The organism is Reichenbachiella sp. (assembly GCF_033344935.1).
GTDB lineage: Bacteria > Bacteroidota > Bacteroidia > Cytophagales > Cyclobacteriaceae > Reichenbachiella.
Genome location: NZ_JAWPMM010000001.1, coordinates 4703822 through 4722288, shown reverse-complemented (window position 1 = coordinate 4722288; position 18467 = coordinate 4703822). Strand labels below are relative to the sequence as shown.

14 protein-coding genes are annotated in these 18467 nt (G+C 40.2%); 12 read left to right on the top strand and 2 right to left on the bottom strand.

What is annotated here, in order from left to right; all coding sequences use genetic code 11:
• Positions 1-41 precede the first annotated feature (41 nt).
• Complete coding sequence (locus R8N23_RS20205) at positions 42-956, bottom strand: alcohol dehydrogenase catalytic domain-containing protein (protein ID WP_318173419.1); 915 nt, start codon at positions 954-956, stop codon at positions 42-44.
• A gap of 340 nt (positions 957-1296) precedes the next feature.
• On the opposite strand from R8N23_RS20205, the gene R8N23_RS20200 reads away from it, so the two are divergent.
• The 7 genes from R8N23_RS20200 to pafA all read left to right on the top strand — a co-directional run bounded on the left by R8N23_RS20200 (position 1297) and on the right by pafA (position 11253).
• Positions 1297-4056 (top strand): TonB-dependent receptor, encoded by a 2760-nt coding sequence (locus R8N23_RS20200; RefSeq protein ID WP_318173418.1) that lies wholly within the window; start codon positions 1297-1299, stop codon positions 4054-4056.
• A gap of 12 nt (positions 4057-4068) precedes the next feature.
• The gene (locus R8N23_RS20195) at positions 4069-5034 is read left to right on the top strand and encodes a tartrate-resistant acid phosphatase type 5 family protein (RefSeq protein ID WP_318173417.1); all 966 of its coding nucleotides are present in this window, start codon (positions 4069-4071) and stop codon (positions 5032-5034) included.
• A gap of 92 nt (positions 5035-5126) precedes the next feature.
• Positions 5127-5804, top strand: a complete 678-nt coding sequence (locus R8N23_RS20190) for a response regulator transcription factor (protein ID WP_318173416.1) — start codon at positions 5127-5129, stop codon at positions 5802-5804.
• Positions 5801-7057, top strand: coding sequence for a HAMP domain-containing sensor histidine kinase (locus R8N23_RS20185; protein WP_318173415.1), 1257 nt, complete (start codon positions 5801-5803; stop codon positions 7055-7057). The genes R8N23_RS20190 and R8N23_RS20185 overlap by 4 nt, the downstream gene beginning before the upstream one ends.
• A 33-nt stretch (positions 7058-7090) precedes the next feature.
• Entirely contained in the window at positions 7091-7525 is a 435-nt protein-coding gene (locus tag R8N23_RS20180) for a PepSY-like domain-containing protein (RefSeq protein WP_318173414.1), read from the top strand.
• 13 nt (positions 7526-7538) lie between these two features.
• Complete coding sequence (locus R8N23_RS20175) at positions 7539-9593, top strand: phytase (RefSeq protein WP_318173413.1); 2055 nt, start codon at positions 7539-7541, stop codon at positions 9591-9593.
• 52 nt (positions 9594-9645) lie between these two features.
• Positions 9646-11253, top strand: a complete 1608-nt coding sequence (pafA, locus tag R8N23_RS20170) for an alkaline phosphatase PafA (RefSeq protein ID WP_318173412.1) — start codon at positions 9646-9648, stop codon at positions 11251-11253.
• 25 nt (positions 11254-11278) lie between these two features.
• On the opposite strand, the gene R8N23_RS20165 is transcribed toward pafA, so the two are convergent.
• Positions 11279-12160 (bottom strand): PfkB family carbohydrate kinase, encoded by an 882-nt coding sequence (locus R8N23_RS20165; RefSeq protein ID WP_318173411.1) that lies wholly within the window; start codon positions 12158-12160, stop codon positions 11279-11281.
• Between the two features lie 161 nt (positions 12161-12321).
• On the opposite strand from R8N23_RS20165, the gene R8N23_RS20160 reads away from it, so the two are divergent.
• From R8N23_RS20160 to iolD, 5 genes are all read left to right on the top strand, one after another.
• Entirely contained in the window at positions 12322-13350 is a 1029-nt protein-coding gene (locus R8N23_RS20160; protein ID WP_318173410.1) for a LacI family DNA-binding transcriptional regulator, read from the top strand.
• Positions 13351-13674: 324 nt separating this feature from the next.
• Positions 13675-14661: a class II fructose-bisphosphate aldolase gene (locus tag R8N23_RS20155; RefSeq protein ID WP_318173409.1), complete on the top strand. Its 987-nt coding sequence runs from the start codon at positions 13675-13677 to the stop codon at positions 14659-14661.
• Between the two features lie 16 nt (positions 14662-14677).
• Positions 14678-15547, top strand: a complete 870-nt coding sequence (gene iolB / locus R8N23_RS20150) for a 5-deoxy-glucuronate isomerase (protein WP_318173408.1) — start codon at positions 14678-14680, stop codon at positions 15545-15547.
• Between the two features lie 7 nt (positions 15548-15554).
• A complete protein-coding gene (iolC, locus tag R8N23_RS20145; protein WP_318173407.1) occupies positions 15555-16574 on the top strand; it encodes a 5-dehydro-2-deoxygluconokinase in 1020 nt (339 codons plus the stop codon).
• Position 16575: 1 nt separating this feature from the next.
• On the top strand, positions 16576-18453 hold the full coding sequence (iolD, locus tag R8N23_RS20140; protein WP_318173406.1) for a 3D-(3,5/4)-trihydroxycyclohexane-1,2-dione acylhydrolase (decyclizing): 1878 nt from the start codon (positions 16576-16578) through the stop codon (positions 18451-18453).
• The last annotated feature ends 14 nt before the right edge of the window (positions 18454-18467 follow it).

The following is an 18467-nucleotide window of genomic DNA, read 5'->3' as shown; positions in this document are numbered from 1 at the left end:
CCGAAGCTTTAAACTTATAATTATGAATTTCATCAAAAATGTCAGTTGACTGAATTATTTATGTCAATTATGATTTTGTTAGTTTTTGTTCTGGTCATATTTTCAAAACAAGCCTGAAGCGACTGTAGGGGATGTATGTCGATTAAGGAGTTGAAGTGGATTGGAAGTTTTGTCGTCAGTATACTAATGGCCTTTTCCATGTTTTTTCTTTCTCCATTAAGATATGGAAATGTAACACTAACTTCCTTTCTAGCAAGCGTCGAGTGAATAATATCATCATTACTTTCATCAAGATGGCTCATAACAATTAACTTTCCTCCTTTTTTAACCGTATCGCAGGCTAACTTCAGCCCATGAGAAGTTCCTGTTGTATCAAATACAAAATCAAACTCTGGTTCGACATACTCGAGTTGAGATGCATTTTTGAAACACTTTGAAAGTGCCAAACATTTAGTTAGAACCTTGTCAAATAACCAAACCGGTGTTTCTGAGAATTTTTCACAGAATGCTAAGGTTAAAAGAGAACCTATACTTCCAGTTCCTAATATCAAAACTTTATTCCTTTTCTGGATTTCTGAAATATCAATGGCATGAATGCAACATGAGAGAGGTTCGCATAAGCTTGCCAAATAGCCAATAGGCTTGTCTACTAGAAAAAGATAGTCTTGATGAATATCCATATATTTAGCAAACCCTCGATTTGAGAAGAGTTCTTTTTTATTTTCATTACACAAATGGGATTTTCCCTTATTGCAAAACTCACATTCGTTACATCTAAAGTTTAAATCGGATGTCACAAATTGCCCTATTTGAAATTTTGAATTCGTCTTACTGACTTCAATGATTTTACCGCAAAATTCATGGCCTAATGAAAAGGGATATTCAATAGGACGATTTCCATTAAAATGAGAAACATCGCTTCCACATATTCCACAATACATCAGATCGATTCTCACAAATCCATGTTTTAAGGAGCAGAAATCTCTCCTTGTACCTTGAAATAGTCCTGGTGCTATCAAATGGTAAATTATATTATGGCTATGGGTAGTCATTTTTCATATTAAAGTAAAAATATCTCAGTATTTAAGTATTTGGTCTATTCCTTTTTTGTTAGAATAATATTATTCTCTAAAATTAAAAATAGTGGTGGTGATTATGATTTTCTGAACAACTTGCTCTTTTAGCTCTATTGAAAATTGTAAAAATCAGAAAGAGTTCTAAGTGTCTCCAAATTCGTTACTACAGGATTGCTTCAGATTCATAAGCTAGCTTGGTTCGAAACAAAACTATAAACTTATGATGAACGATTACAAAGTAATAAAATTTGCTCTTGCAATTTTATTGTCACTATGCTTTTCATCTGTCCAAGCACAGGAAAAAGGTATGGTGACAGGAGTGGTCACAGATGCCAATACAGGAGATCCTCTACCTGGTGCAACTGTTAAAATAGTAGGGTCCTATTCGGGGGCAGCCACTGATGTAAGAGGCAATTTTGACATTTTTGTTGAGCCTGGTACAGTTGAACTTGAGATTTCTTTTATTGGAAATGAAACAAAAAAGGAAACTTTTGAAATAGCATCTGGAGAGATAAAGCAACTGACTGTAGCTCTTGGAGCAAATGTGACGGAATTGGAGGCAGTTACTATCACTGCTACCTTAGAAGGTCAAATGAGGGCCTTGAATCAGCAAAAATCGGCTGACAATTTAAAGAATATAGTATCAGCTGATCAGATAGGAAAATTCCCAGATCAAAATGCAGCAGAATCGCTTCAAAGAGTCCCGGGTGTTAATATTCAGAGAGATGAAGGAGATGGACGGTTTGTATTGGTAAGAGGTCTGGCTCCTCAATTTACTAATATTAGTGTAAATGGGGAGCAAATTCCATCTCCAGATGCCGGTGCTCGATTTGTAGCTTTGGATGCGATACCAGCAGCTCAGCTGGCTTCATTGGAAGTTACGAAAGCAATTACACCTGACATGGATGGTGATGCCATAGGAGGGTCTGTTAATTTGGTTACACCAACAGCATCTTCTGAAGAATTGAAAATTTCTGGGTCAGGATCACTAGAATACAATAACGGAATTGAAAAAACTGCTGGTCAAGGAAGTTTAAGTCTAAGTCAACGTCTGGCGAAAGGTAAGTTTGGCTATATAGTCAGTGGAAGTTACTCAGCGAGCCGTAAGGGGTCTGATAGATATGAACTTGATGGTTGGGATGGGGATCATCCCGATGGGCTTGATGAATTTATTATTGGTGATTATGAAATTGATAGAGACAGAATTGGTGTAAGTGCTACACTTGATTATGACTTAAGTTCAAGTAGTAAAATATATTTGAGATCATTGTATAGTGAGCTAAAAGAGTTGGAGCAAAGACGTGAAACATACAATGGAGCAGAAGAGGATGAAGGAACTTTAGAATTTGAAACTGGGAAAGAATTGAAACATAGACAGGAAGATCAAGGAGTATATAGTTTGAACCTTGGTGGTAGTCATGTGTCATCTAAACTTAAGTTGGATTATGAAGTTTCGTATTCTAAGGCATTTCAAAAGACTCCATTCAATGATAAGATCACATTTGCCAATGATGAAGATGTCTCTTGGGGTGTTAATCTCGACAATGTTTTGAATCCGAAATTAACAAACTATACTTACGATGGCAGTCCTTCAGCTTTTGGTGTGAGTGAAAACTATATCTTTGACAAGAGTGAGCAATCATCCACTTTGGGGGAAGACGAAAATATTACAGCAAAAATTAATGTTGCTCTGCCATTTTCTTTAGGTGAAAACATAGGTGAATTTAAATTTGGAGGAAAGACTAGATTCAAGGATAAGTTTTATCGCTATGATTCATTTCGTGAATTTGAATTAAACGACGATGCAGATGATCTAGCACTCATTCCTTTCCAAAGTAATTACACAGATAACAATTTTATGGCTGGAGACCTTGGAGAGACGATAGGTTTTTTCCCCGATCATAGCAGTTATTTCGCGTATCAAGATGAGAATTTGTCTGACTTTGATGTTGATGACGAAATTTTGGCTGAGGAGTCTGCTTTAGAAGCTTATAAGGCTTCTGAGGATGTATATGCAGGGTACGCACAAGGGAAAATAAATATCAAGAAACTAATGATTCTGGGAGGGTTGAGATATGAACTTACAAAAGTTCGCTATGAGAATTCAATTTGGGATGCAGATGAAGAGCAGGCCGTAGCTCATATAGAAGACAATGATTATTCATTTCTACTTCCTATGCTACACTTTAAATATTCATTAAATAGTAATGTTAATATAAGAGCGGCTGTTACTAGATCTTATGCCAGACCTAATTTTGAGGATTTGGTTCAAGGTGCGGAAATTGCTGCGGAAGATGAAGAAGCTTCGATTTCTAATCCAGCATTAAAACCTGTTGGTTCTTGGAATTTTGATATTTTCGGGGAAAAATATTTTGGAACAGTTGGTCTTTTGTCAGGCGGGGTTTTTGCCAAAAGGATGAATGATTTTATTTATCAACAAACAACACTTGGTGATATTTTGGATTATACTGATTTTGAGATTACCCAATCTATAAATGGTGATTTAGCTATCCTTTATGGTTTTGAAGTTGCTTGGCAGCAAAACCTTACTTTTCTACCAGGTGCCTTGAAAGGAATTGGAATATATGCCAATTACACTTTTACTGAGTCTAATGCCGAAGTTGAAAATTTTGCCCAAGGAGAAGATTTTACTGAGATTGAATTGCCAGGCCAAACAAAGCATGTTGGAAACTTTGCTCTGTCTTATGCAATAGGCGGTTTTAATGCGAGAGCTTCAATCAACTTCAATGGTAGCTACATTAGCGAGATTGATGGAGGGGATTTAGTTTATATAGACGGACGAAGGCAAATTGATCTTTCACTAAGTCAAAGCTTCATGGATAAGAAACTGACAGGCTTTATTCAGTTGAACAACATTACAGACGAAAATCAAATCGAGTATTATAATACAAGTGCTACACCAAAACAGCGCGAACAATATGGTTTTTGGGGAAGAGCTGGATTGAAATTTAACCTTTAATTTGGGTAGAAGATGAAATTGAAAAAAAACATACTTTTGCTTTGCTTGATTGTTTGGTTAAGTCCGATACAGGCTCAGAAGTCATCCGAAAAATCGGAGTTTATTGTAACTGATAGTCTGGAAATATGGGAAGATGCCTTTCACTTTCTTGCTATAGGAGACTGGGGTAGAAAAGGGCAGTATCATCAGCAGGATGTAGCTGACAGAATGGAAGAGGTAGCGAGAGTTTTGGATGCCGAGTTCGTGATGTCGCTAGGAGATAATTTTTATCCAAATGGTGTGGCGAGTGTTGATGACCCTAATTGGAACTACTCTTTCGAAGATGTTTATAAAGGGTATCATTTGAATATTCCTTGGCATGTAGTCTTGGGAAACCACGACTATCGTGGCAACCCACAGGCTCAGCTAGATTATACCTGGAAAAGTCAGCGATGGAATATGCCGAGCCGCTATTTCAATTATGACTATGAGCTGGATGATGAAGGTCTATTGAGCCTTGTCTTTATTGATACTTCACCTTTTGAGCATAAATATTATGAAGAAGAAAAGTATGATCAGGTTTGGTCTCAGGATTCTACACGGCAGATACAATGGGCTGACAGTGTGCTAAAGGCAAAGTCAAAATCGAGTTGGTTGATTGTAGCAGGGCATCACCCCATGTACTCTGGAGGAAAACGAATAGAGGCTACTTCAGATGTTCGGTCTCACCTCGAACCTTTGCTTACCCGCAATAATGTGGATGTGTATTTTGCTGGTCATGAACATGACATGCAATACATCAAGCCTAAAGGCAAATTGCATCATTTTATTTCTGGTGCGGGGTCTGAGGTAAGACCCACAGGCATGTTAGACTTTTCCAAATATGCCATTTCAGAGCATGGTTTTATGGCGGTTTCGGTTACCAAAGATAGGATGCTTGTGCAGGTGATTAATCATAAAGGAAACCTGCTCAATAGAACTGTAATTGAAAAAAACTGATTGTTTGATAAATAGGTGTCCTAAGTAAGCTTACTTGGGATACCTATTTTTGTTAAATTCATTAATTAACTGGCGGAAATAATAAATGTAGTATGAAAATACTGATTGTAGAAAATGAAATTGAGCTGCTCAACGATCTCGAAGAGTTTTTGAAGGGGGAAGGGTATTTAATAGAAAAAGCCAGTTCATTAGCAGAAGCCAGAGAAAAGGTATTTGTATACGACTATGACTTGCTGGTTTTAGATTTAGGCCTGCCAGATGGTAATGGCTTGGAAGTACTCAAGTTATTGAAGAAAGAAAAGCCAGATACTGGTGTGTTAATACTGACGGCCAGGGATGCGCTGGACGATAAACTGGCTGGTTTGGATATGGGTGCGGATGACTATATGACAAAGCCATTTCACCTGTCAGAACTCAATGCGAGAATAAAATCAATATTAAGAAGAAGAAATTTTGATGGAAGTAGTATCGTGTCTTATAAGGAAATTGAGATTGATACAGACAAGATGAACGTGAGTATCCATGGTAAAAAGCTTACACTAACCCGCAAAGAATATGAATTCATATTATATCTGGTAATCAATAAGAGCAAAGTGCTAACTAAGGAATCAATTGCTGAGCATTTATGGGGGGACGATTCGGACATGTTCGATTCTTTCGACTTTATTTATACACATATCAAAAACCTAAGAAAAAAGCTTCTGGAAGCTGGCGGCAATGATTATCTTAAATCTGTTTATGGATTGGGATATAAATTTGAGGCAGATTGAAATTACTCGCAAAAGCCACGATGTATTATCTTCTCGTTGCCCTGATTTTTTTTGGGATTGGAGGACTTTTGATTTACGTTAATACAGAAAAACTCATCAGAGAAGATATTGAAAATTTCCTTATCAATCGAGAAGAAATTGCTACTACACAAATCGTAAATGGAGAGCCACTTTCTAGCTTGAACAACTACGAGCAAAAGGTCTCTTTAATCCCTGAAACTGCAAAAATAGATCAACTCATTTTCGTTGATACCTTGATATATGACATCATTGACGACAAATACCAGCCCTACTTACAACTTACGGTCAACAGGAGAATAGGCAAGCAGCATTATCATATTGTGATATCGAAATCATTGATTGAGACAAGATTGCTGGTAACTGAAATTTTCCTTGATATGTTTTATGTGTTCGTAGGGTTGCTGGTTGCTCTCATTAGTCTAAACCTGCTAGTTTCAAGAAATCTTTGGAGACCTTTTAAGGATACACTTCTAAGGCTTCAAAATTATGACTTAGGGAGATCGGAAAAAATAAATTTTAGGGAGACAAGTACGGTGGAGTTTCTTCAACTCAATAGTATTTTATCCAGGATGACAGACAGGATAAGGAGGGATTTTCTAAACCTGAAGGAATTTACTGAAAATGCCTCGCATGAAATACAAACGCCCCTGGCCATTATCAAGAGTAAAACTGAAATGCTCATGCAGTCAGACAATCTGAATGAGCATCAATTCTCTTTTATCAAAGCAATTTATGATGCCACAGTCAAACTCTCCAAATTGAATCAGGGATTGCTTCTTTTAGCTAAAATTGAAAATCATCAATATGTAGCCGAAGAAGATTTAGATATTCACTCAATCATTGATAACAATCTAAAAGATTATCAAGAAATGATGAGTTTGAAAAAAATATCCATACGTGTAGATTTAAGCGGGGCAAACATAGTACAGATGAATTCTAACCTAGCTCAAATACTCATCAGCAACTTGTTGAGAAATGCTATTAAACATACACCTGAAGGAGGAAAGATAGAAGTGATTGCTTCTGATGGAAGTGTAAGGTTTTTAAATTCCGGTGAAAAAATCAAAACTCAAAACTTTCAAATGTTTGAAAGATTTCAAAAAGAAAATTCAGATTCACTGGGATTGGGTTTAGCTATTGTTAAGAAAATATGTGAGTCATATAGTGTACCCATTAGATACTCGTATGAACAAGATATGCATCAATTCAAATTAAATTTCAATACAGATTAACTACAGATTTAGCACCTAATATTGTCTTATCAGATGATTGAATTAAGAGTAAAATCAATTTGGAAATGGCTACTCATCTGCCTGGTCTCCTGCACAGCTGACAGCGTACCAGATTCGGTGAAAAGAAAGTTTTTGGAAATTGAACCATCGGCCTACAGTATTCGCTGGGTCAATGATGGAGACATCTACAAAGTCTATTACAAATTGAAAGACAAAGACAAAGTCACCTCTTATTTCGATTTCGATGGCAATTGGATGGAAACCGAAACGGAGATTGCTGTAAGCGAGCTAAGTGAAGCTGTTCTTCAGGTTCTTCAGGTCAAATTTTCAGAATATGAAATTGTCGATATCGAAATTGTCAATACATCTGACGGACAAGTGCTCTATGAAGTGGATTTAAGTAAGGAAAGTAAAACATATGATATTCTTTTTGATACCACAGGGCGCATTTTAAGAAAAAAAATTTAAAATGAATACCGACATGAAAAGACTTTTGACAACATCTTACCTGGGCATTATTGTGGCAATTCTAAGCCTGTCATGTACTGCAAGTGAGAATAAACCTAAGGCCAATGTACTTACTCCTAAAATAGTAACCCAACCAGTAAAATATGACACCGATGATCCAGCCATTTGGGTGAATGAAGATCAGCCGGAAGCTAGTTTGATATTAGGCACAGATAAAAATGAAGATGGAGCACTATATGTATTCGATATTAAAGGAAATATTATCGAAGATAAGGTCGTAAGAGGCCTTAAGCGTCCAAACAATGTTGATATTGAAGAGTTTGAATTTGAGGATGGTACTGAGATACACATTGCCGTATTGACTGAGCGCCTGACCAATAAAATCAGAATATTTTCTGTCCCTGATATGAAGGCAATTGACAATGAAGGAATAGAAGTTTTTGTAGGTGAAGCCGACCGCGCGCCTATGGGTATTTCGCTCTATAAACGAGAGTCTGATGATGCCATTTTTGCCATAGTGAGTAGAAAGTCTGGCCCTGCAGATAATTACCTTTGGCAATATAAGTTGACGGGAAATGAAGACGGAACTATAGGTGCCGAAAAAGTCAGAACTTTTGGTCAGTACAGTGGTAAATTTGAAATTGAAGCCATAGCTGTGGATGATGAGCATGGCTACGTATATTATTCAGATGAGGCCATTGGTGTGAGAAAATATCATGCAGATCCTGATATGGGCAACGAGCAACTGGCATTATTCGCTACCGAAGGGTTTGCAAGTGATCATGAAGGGATTAGTATATATAAAACTGATATTGGTACAGGCTATATCATAGTATCCGACCAGCAGGCCAACAAATTTCAACTATTCAATAGAGCAGGTACTAAAACCAACCCACACGACCATCAACTGGTCAAGGTGATAGACGTGTCTACCAATGAAAGTGATGGATCTGAAGTGACGAATGCTTCACTAGGTGATTTGTTTCCTCGTGGACTTTTTGTAGCCATGTCAGACAATAAGACATTTCAACTCTACGCTTGGGAGGACATCGCTGGCGATGATTTGATCATTGCACCAGATGGACTTCCAGAACATACCAAAAATGCCATTCAGCCAAAATATGTTACTGAACCAGTAGTCTATGATACTGACGATCCGGCTATTTGGATTAATGCTAAAGATCCTTCTCAAAGCTTGATTATAGGAACTGATAAGGAAGTAGGAGGTGGATTGTATGTATACGATCTTCACGGTAAGATAGTAAATAAGGCTCTGGGTTTAGGCAGACCCAATAATGTTGACCTGGCCTACAGTTTTAAAATAGGAGACAAATCTACTGATTTAGTAATTACTACAGAGAGAGAGAATGATCAGGTGAGGATATTCAGCTTTCCTGATTTGCAACCGGTTGATAATGGCGGCATCCTGGTGTTTGAAGGTGAAGAAGAGAAGGGACCTATGGGTGTTGCCTTTTATACGGCTCCCGATGCTACACTGTATGCCATAGTGGGCAGAAAGGATGGTCCATCGGATGGATATCTGTGGCAGTACAAAGTTGAAGACGCTGGCGATGGAAATGTGAAACTGACCAAAGTAAGAGCATTCGGACAATACAGCGGGGTTAAGGAGATAGAAGCTATAGCAGTAGACAACGAGTTGGGATATGTTTATTATTCCGATGAGGACTTTGGAATAAGAAAGTATTATGCCGACCCGGCCAAAGGAAACGATGAACTGGCACTCTTTGGTCAGGAGGATTTTGGGAGAGATATAGAAGGGATTAGTATTTACAAATACGATGACAAAACCGGCTACATTTTAGTCTCTGATCAGCAGGTGGGTACGTTCAATATCTATCCTCGAGAAGGTACAGCAGGCAATGTGCACGACCATCGACGAATTAAAGCAGTAGAAGTAATGACACTTGAAAGTGATGGATCGGACGTGACATCAGCTAACCTTGGTGAAGAATTTCCGAGCGGAATTTTTGTAGCCATGTCTACAGACAAAACCTTTCATATTTATGATTGGAGAGATATTGCCGGGAAAGATTTAGGTTCAAAATAGATATAATCAATTCTTGATGTTTAGTGTGAAAATGAAGTGCAAAATGATGATCATGATGATCATCATTTTTGCGATTGGGGTTAATGTATTTGCTCAATCTCAAAATAAGCCCAAGCTAGTAGTTGGGATAGTGGTGGATCAGATGAGACAAGAGTATTTGTATCGCTACAACGAACACTTTAGCGAAGGCGGATTCAAGAGATTGATGAGCGAAGGTTTTATGCTGAAAAATGCGCATTACAATTATATACCTACCAAGACTGGACCAGGTCATGCTTCAATATATACGGGTACAACTCCTAAAGACCACGGGATCATATTAAATGAATGGTATAATCCGAAAACAAACGCTGAGATCAATTGTGTAGATGATTTTGAGGTACAAACAGTGGGATCCAAATCGGATAAAGGTGAGTTTTCGCCGCGCCACCTACTAGCTCCTACTATTACCGATCAATTGAAATTGTCTACACAAAGTAGGTCTAAAGTAGTTTCCATATCGATCAAAAACAGAGGAGCTATTTTACCAGGTGGGCATATGCCTGATGGGGCTTATTGGTATGATGGCGATAATGGCAACTTCGTGACCAGTACTTACTACGCCGACAAACTACCCTCTTGGGTGAAAAAATTTAACCAGAGAAAGTTGGCTGATCAATATCTGTCTGGAAAGTGGGAGACTTTGCTGCCAGTTGAAGAGTATAAAGCCAGCGGACCTGATGACGCTCCTTTCGAAGAGATTTTCCAAGGGTCAACCAAATCAGTTTTGCCGTACCACCTTTCTCAATGGCCAGAGGAAGAGAAATATGATTTACTCTTGGAAACCCCATTTGGTAATACGATTCTGAAAGAATTGGCATTAGAGGCTATTATTAATGAGGAAATAGGTACTCACGATGAAACAGATTTTTTGGCGATTAGTTTTTCAAGTACTGACAAGGTAGGACATGCATTTGGACCGCAATCGGTTGAAATTCAGGATACTTATCTGAAGTTGGATAGAGATTTGGCGGAGATATTTTCCAAACTCGATGTACAGGTTGGCAAGGGCAATTATTTGGTCTTCCTAACGGCTGACCATGCCGTTGCAGAAAATCCAGACTTCTTGAAATCAAAAGGAATGATATCTGGTTTTTACAACGAGCCTCAAATATCAAAGGATTTGAATCAATTGCTTAAAAATCAGTTTGGATTCGAGGGATTAGTTGAGCATTTCTCTGACGGTCAACTTTATTTGAATGATGAGCTCATTCAATCCAACAAGCTTAATAAAACAGAAGTGGTGACTACATCATATGATTTTTTGGCTGATCTTGCTGAAGTAAGTGATATTTTGCTAGCTGAAGATTTGAGAAGACTTAGTTTTGCTGAAGATCAAAAAGCCATGGTACAGCGAGGATATCATTGGCATCGCTCAGGCGATATTACGGTGCTGTATCAACCTACATACATTGAACATAAAGAGGCTGGGACCACTCATGGTAGCGGGTTTACTTACGATACGCATGTGCCATTGTTGTGGTATGGTTGGAACATCCCACAAGGATATTCTTATCAATATCATGCGATCACGGAGATAGCCCCTACTTTAGCTTTTTTATTGGATATCAAACTTCCAGACGCCGCTACTGGTCAGCCGATATTGGAAATTTTAAAATAAAACCTGCAGTTAGTGAGGTGAGGAGTTAGTCGAGGATTTCCGCCAGAGAGATCAGGCTTTCTACCTCACTTACATTGGCACTAAATGGGCCAAAAGACTGAATATTGATGGTCGCCATGGCTGCTCCAAAATTACCCGCTTCCGAGATAGAAGCACCACTTTGTCTTTTGTGGAGGTAACCAGCCATATATGTATCTCCACATCCAGTGGCATCTACAATAGCCTTGGGGGCATAAGCCGGGATTTTGTGAAATTCCCCATCCGCATAAATCATCGAACCATGACTACCCAATGTGATAATTACTTCTTTCACGCCTAAATCAGCTAGCACATAAGCGGCTTCTTCAAAATCTTCCTTGCCGGAAATGATTCGTGTTTCTGATTCATTGGCTTTTAGTGTGTGAATATAAGCGAGCCCTTCTTTTTTATCCTTCCAGTCAGCGTGTAGCACTTCCTGGTTTTTGGTGTATCTCAAAAAACCCTGAATGTCCAAAGATACTTTGCCTTTTGTCGCCAGGTGTTTAATAGAGTCTAATGAAATGTCATCATTCAATAATGGTCCCAAATGGAAATAATCTGCGTCTACTTTTGGTAGGTTCATTGTAGTAAATGGTGATGCTTTCGCTAATACATTTTGCTCTCTATTATCCTGATTTTCACCATAGATATTTTCAAAAAAGACAGTATGGTCGCTTTCTAGCGCAACGATCGAAATTCCTTCATCAGCCAGCTGTTTTAATACATTTTTTTCTTCACTACCTACGGCAGTGATTAGCTCAAAGTCATTGTCCAATTGGTTCAGCGCTTTGCTAAAATAAAATGCTGTTCCACCAGGCATGTACCTTTCTGATTCTCTCGTGATTACTCTGTCTTTTGTGATATGACCTATCGTACAAATTTTTGCCATGCCGCTCTATTATCCATCAAAATGAAAGTTGCAAAACTAACTAATCCAATGGTTTATTTTTTGTAATTAAGAGTTGAAATTCAGTTAGATATGAGTTCGTTCCTAACCTGATATTTGACCCTTGTTTGAGTATATTTACTACTGATTCAGAAGATGAAAAAATGAGTAATTCGGTGACAATTATAGACCTGGCCAAGGAGTTGAAAATATCTCCCTCTACAGTCTCTCGTGCCTTACGTGATCACCCTGCTATCAAGCAAGAAACGAAAATAATGGTTCAGGAATTGGCTAAAAAACTAGGTTACCAGCCCAATACTTTAGCACTTAGTTTGTTGTATCGCAAGACCAACAACATTGGGATCATAGTACCCGAAATCACCAGCTATTTTTTCTCTTCTATCATTTGTGGCATTCAGGATGTGCTGGAGCCGGAAGGTCAGCATGTGATCATTAGCCAGTCCAATGAGTCTTATGAAACAGAACTCAAAGGCATAGAAACTTTCCTGTCCAGCCGGGTAGATGGGATGCTTATTTCAAGTACTTTCAATACCAATGACTATTCGCATCTGGAGAAGCTCAGACAAAACAATGTACCTGTAGTTGTTTTTGATAGGGATTGCGAAGGGTACGAAATGAATAAAGTATTGGTCGATGATTATGACGGGGCTTGTCAGGCAGTGGAGCATTTGATCAGTCAGGGATGCAAGCGGATCGCTCATATTGCTGGCTCTGACCAACTTTCAATCGCACGGCATAGAAAGAACGGTTATATTGACACCTTGTCGAAGCATGGAATAGCCATTGATGAAGAGCTGATGATCGAAAGTAAATTCTTTCAAATGGAAGACGGCGTAGAACCAACTAAAAGACTCCTTTCCCTTCCGAATCTACCCGATGGTATATTCGCTGTGAATGATGCTATTGCGATTGGTGCTCTTTCCGTACTTCGGGAAAGGGATGTCAAGGTCCCTGATGAGGTGGCATTGATTGGATTTGACAACGATCCGTATGCCAAGTTTTCGTCTCCGACCTTATCCACGATAGACCAACCAGTGTACGAAATGGGCATGTTGGCGGCTCGGATTCTGCTGGCCTCCATCGGCAAGTCAGACCATAACTCCAATTTCAGACAAGAAATTCTGAAACCGGAATTGATCGTACGAGAATCTTCGAACCGAGGAAAAATCTAATTCATCTCCAATCTCTCAGAGTTATTTCCAACCCCTGAGAGTTACTCGAAGAGAACTCTGAGGAACAAGGCGAGCAGACCCAGCGCCCCTTTCGGATGACGCTGAGTGGATGTTAATCGAGTCCAAAAGAGCTAAGATTTTCTCTTCTTTGATCAACTCAAATTATTTAGGAATTATTACCGAAATAGTACAATTCAGATTTGCTACAGATTGCAAAGGTTTGCATGATAACTATGCAAACCTTTGCATAAAACATTTCAGCGAATAGCTTATTTATTCAAATATTTTCTCTCAAATTGAAGAAACGATCGAAAAGAAATTGGCTTGAAAAAGTCATCTTTTGAAGCGTTCGATCAATTAGAAAAGTACAATAGAATGAAACTAACAACGGGTCAGCTATTTGAGAAATGCTATGGCAAGTATGCCATCGCTGCGGTTAATGTTTTCACAATGGAACAGGTGCTGGGTTTGTTTTCTGCTGCACAGAAATGTCAGGCGCCATTTATAGTACAGACGACTCCTGTGGCAAGAAATTATGCAGAGGCAGACATGCTACTGGCGATGATAGATGCTGCGGCTCGGATATATCCGGAAACGGTATATGCAGTACATCTCGATCACGGTGTGGAGGATCATGCGATGGATGCCATTGCTTCTGGGAAATATACTTCTGTGATGATCGATGCAAGTCATGAGGATTTCGATCGCAACGTAGCACGAACAAAGCCGATTGTGGAGGCTGCTCATTTGTCTAATATATCTGTAGAAGCAGAATTGGGCGTGTTGAGTGGGGTGGAAGACAATATCTCAATAGAAGAGAAACACGCCAAATACACCAATCCAGACGACGTAGTAGAATTTGTGAATCAAACCCAATGCGATAGTCTCGCTATAGCAGTGGGGACCAGTCATGGGGCGTATAAATTTTCTGGAGGTCAGGGATTACAATTCGATATCCTAAAAGAAATACAGGAAAGATTACCCGGCTTTCCCTTGGTTTTACATGGCGGTTCGGCTGTGAATGAGGTGGAAATTGAAGCCATTAATAAGTACGGTGGAAAACTCAATACCAATGCCAAGGGAGTAGATCCTGAGGAATTGAAGGCATCGATTCAATACGGCATTTGCAAGGTGAATATCGCCACAGATACCCGCCTGATTTGGACCCGTGTACACCGCGAATTTTTTCATAGGAATCCAGAGCAGTTCGATCCCATCGTTCCGGGTAAAGTTTACATCGAAGAGCAGCGAGACTTTTTGGCGAGCAAGTTCGATCTGCTTGGAGCCACAGGTAGAAACAAAGATTTTTAATTAAAAGCATAGAGAAGTGAACAGAGACAAAAAATATCCATTGCTGGTAAAGCCACTCAAACAAAGTGGTATTTACCAGGAAGTTTTGGCGAAAGAGGCCGATTGGCAATATCTCAATTTCAATGCACGATTATTAAAACAAGGTGAGGTTTGGAAAGGATTTACTGGAGACAACGAATATGGCATTATTTTGCTTTCAGGCAATTATTCTATCAAGACCAATCATGGAAGATGGAAAACAGTGAATGGAAGGAAGAGTGTTTTTGATGGCATTGCTCATACGTTATATCTGCCTCGAAATACGGAGTTTGAATTGATAGCCGAGTCCGAAATATTGGATCTGGCTTTGGGGTGGTGCGAGGCGACGGAAGATTTTCCTGCTCGTTTCAAAACGCCGGACGAGGCGGCTATAGAAATTCGTGGAGGCGACAATGCTACTCGTCAAATCAACTCTTTGATAGAGCCTGGATTCGGTTCACAGCGATTGGTTTCAGTAGAAGTGTACACGCCTTCAGGCAATTGGAGTTCATTTCCTGCGCACAAACATGATGAGCGCATATTGGATGAAAATGGAAAGGTAAAAGAGGCCCGTCTCGAAGAAACCTATTTCTACAAAATAGATAAACCCCAGGGCTATGCCATTCAGCAAATATATACCGGAGACAGGAGACTGGATGAAATCGCCGTAGCCAGAGAGAATGACGTGGTGCTGGTGCCAAAGGGTTACCATCCTGTGGTGGCTGGTCACGGCTACAATGTCTACTACCTCAATTTCTTGACTGGAAGCGATCAGTCTCTGGCTTGTACTAATGACCCAGATCACGAATGGATTTATGACTCCTGGTCTGGCAAGGATGCTCGCATTCCAATGGTTTCAGCTAAATGATATGGAAATGAACAATACAAACAAACCAATAGATGTAATAACTATGGGTAGGTCTTCTATAGATCTCTACTCACAAAATGTTGGTGCTGATTTTGAGGACATCAAAGGATTTGATGCCTATGTGGGCGGCTCGCCTTTGAATATTGCCGTAGGCTGCAAACGTTTGGGCCTTAATTCGGCTTTATTGACCGCGGTTGGTACCGACAAGATTGGGGATTTCATTCTTAACTTCTTAACTAAGGAGCAAGTCAACGTCGATTACATTCCTAAACTCGCCCACGCCAGAAGCAGTGCGGTGGTGTTGGGTATCCAACCACCCAATAAATTCCCTTTAGTTTTTTATAGAGACAACTGTGCTGATAGCCAGCTGACCATGGATCATGTAGAGCAGGCACATATCGAAAACTGCAGATTGTTGGAAATCTCAGGTACGGCCTTGAACATGGAGCCTAGTAGAAGCGCGGTATTGCACGCGGTTGAAATTGCTCATGAAAATGATGTTCCTATTTTGTTGGATTTAGATTTTCGAGCGGATCAATGGAAGGATATTCGATCTTTTGGGATTACTACAAGATCCATTCTCCCTCATGTCAAAATTGCCATCGGCACTGAAGAAGAAATATTGGCTACCATGCTACACTCCAAAGAGCAGGTTAGTATTTCAGATCAGCAGATATCTGCTCCGGAAATCACAGGTGATCTGGATGCAGCTATTCAAGAAATATTAAAACTAGGTGTAGAGACCCTTATCGTAAAAAGCGGACCAGAAGGAGTGACTATTCACCAAGCAGATTGCGAAGAGGAAATAGTGCCTGGTTTTCCAGTCGAGGTACTTAATGTACTGGGGGCTGGCGATGCATTTGCCAGTGGATTTATCTATGGCTATCTGAATGGCTGGGACTTATACAAGGCTTGCCGAATGGGCAATGCCAGCGGAGCGCAGGTAGTATTGCAGCCCGGTTGTGCCAACTTCATGCCCACGCTGGAGGAGTCAATGAAATTTATAGAAGCGAGAGGAGGGTTTTAACATGAAAACAGTAAGACTAACAGCGGCCCAGGCGGTCATCAAATTTTTGAGTAATCAATATGTAGCGCGCGACGGAGTAGAGCACAGATTTTTTGCAGGATGTTTTGGAATTTTTGGTCATGGCAATGTAGCTGGTATTGGGCAGGCACTTCAGCAGCAAAATGAGCTGAAGTACTACCAATGTCGCAACGAGCAGTCCATGGTGCATACCGCTGCGGCCTATGCCAAAATGAAGAATCGCCTGAGCACTTTTATCTGTACTACGTCCATTGGCCCAGGCGCCACTAATATGATTACGGCAGCCGCTGGTGCTACTATCAACAGGTTGCCTGTTTTGCTGCTTCCTGGAGATATATTTTCAGGACGACAAGTTTCGCCGGTATTACAGCAATTAGAGTCTGAAGGGTCGCAGGACGTTTCTGTTAATGACTGCTTCAAACCTATTTCTAAATATTGGGATCGAATCAATCGCCCAGAGCAATTACTGATGGCATTGCCGGAGGTAATGCGAGTACTGACTTCTCCGAGCGATACCGGAGCGGTTACGCTTTCGCTGCCTCAGGATGTGCAGGCCGAAGCATATGACTTTCCCGAAAGATTGTTTCAAAAGCGAGTATGGATGGTTCAACGGCCAAGGCCAGATAAAGGACTGCTGGATCGGGCTATTTCCATGATTCGCCAAAGCAAAAAGCCTTTGATTGTTGCAGGAGGGGGTGCCCACTACAGTGAGGCTTTGGACGTGCTGGAGGAATTGGTTGAAAAAACTGGTATGCCTGTTGCTGAGACCTTTGCCGGAAAAGGAGCACTTAAATACAACAATCCAAACAACCTCGGAGCGGTAGGTGCTACTGGCACAAAAGGAGCTGCAGAAGTGGCCGCTGAAGCAGATTTGGTCATTGGTATTGGTACCAGATACAGTGATTTTACCACGGCCTCCAAAACAGCTTTTCAAAATAAGAACGTCAATTTTATCAATATCAATATTTCCGCATTTGACTCAGCCAAGCATGGTGGTCTGATGCTGGTGGGAGACGCAAAGGTCATTTTAGAAGAGATTGATTTAGCGTTAGACAATTACGAAGTGTCCGCAACTTATAGCAAGCAAGTACATAAACATAATCAGGAATGGGATGACATCGTAAATGGTGTCTATGATTATCGCCATGATCAGGGACTGAGCCAGGGAGAAATCATCGGCGCAGTCAATCGATTTGCTGATGACAATGATGTAGTGCTTTGCGCAGCGGGGAGTTTGCCTGGCGACTTACACAAACTCTGGCAGACCAAAAACAGCAAGGGCTTTCATTTGGAGTATGGCAATTCTTGTATGGGTTATGAAATAGCCGGTGGGCTGGGAGCCAAAATGGCTGATCCTTCTCGGGAAATCTATGTGATGGTGGGTGACGGGAGTTATCTGATGCTGGCGCAGGAAATTGTGACTTCTATACAAGAAAATTACAAACTCACCATTGTGCTGATCAACAACGATGGCTACAAGAGTATTGGTTCCTTGTCTCGCTCATTAGGTAGCGAAGGCTATGGTACCAGATTTCTTTACAGAAATGACAAGTCGGGAAAAATAGAGGGAGACGAAGTGAAAGGGGATGCTTTCCTTCCTGTCGATTTGGTTGGCAACGCGAAAAGCCTGGGCGCTCATGTAATCGAATGCGAGACTTATGAAGATCTTAACCAAGCCCTATCAGATGCTAAGTCTGTACCTCGAACTACAGTGATTTATACGACATGTGATCGCTACCACGGCGTGGATGGTTATGCCTGGTGGGAAGTGCCTGTGGCGGAAGTTTCAGGGATGAAAAGTGTGCAGAAAGTGCATGATGACTATCTCGCTCATAAGAAAAAACAAAGATTTTATTATTAATTCCTAAATAGAGA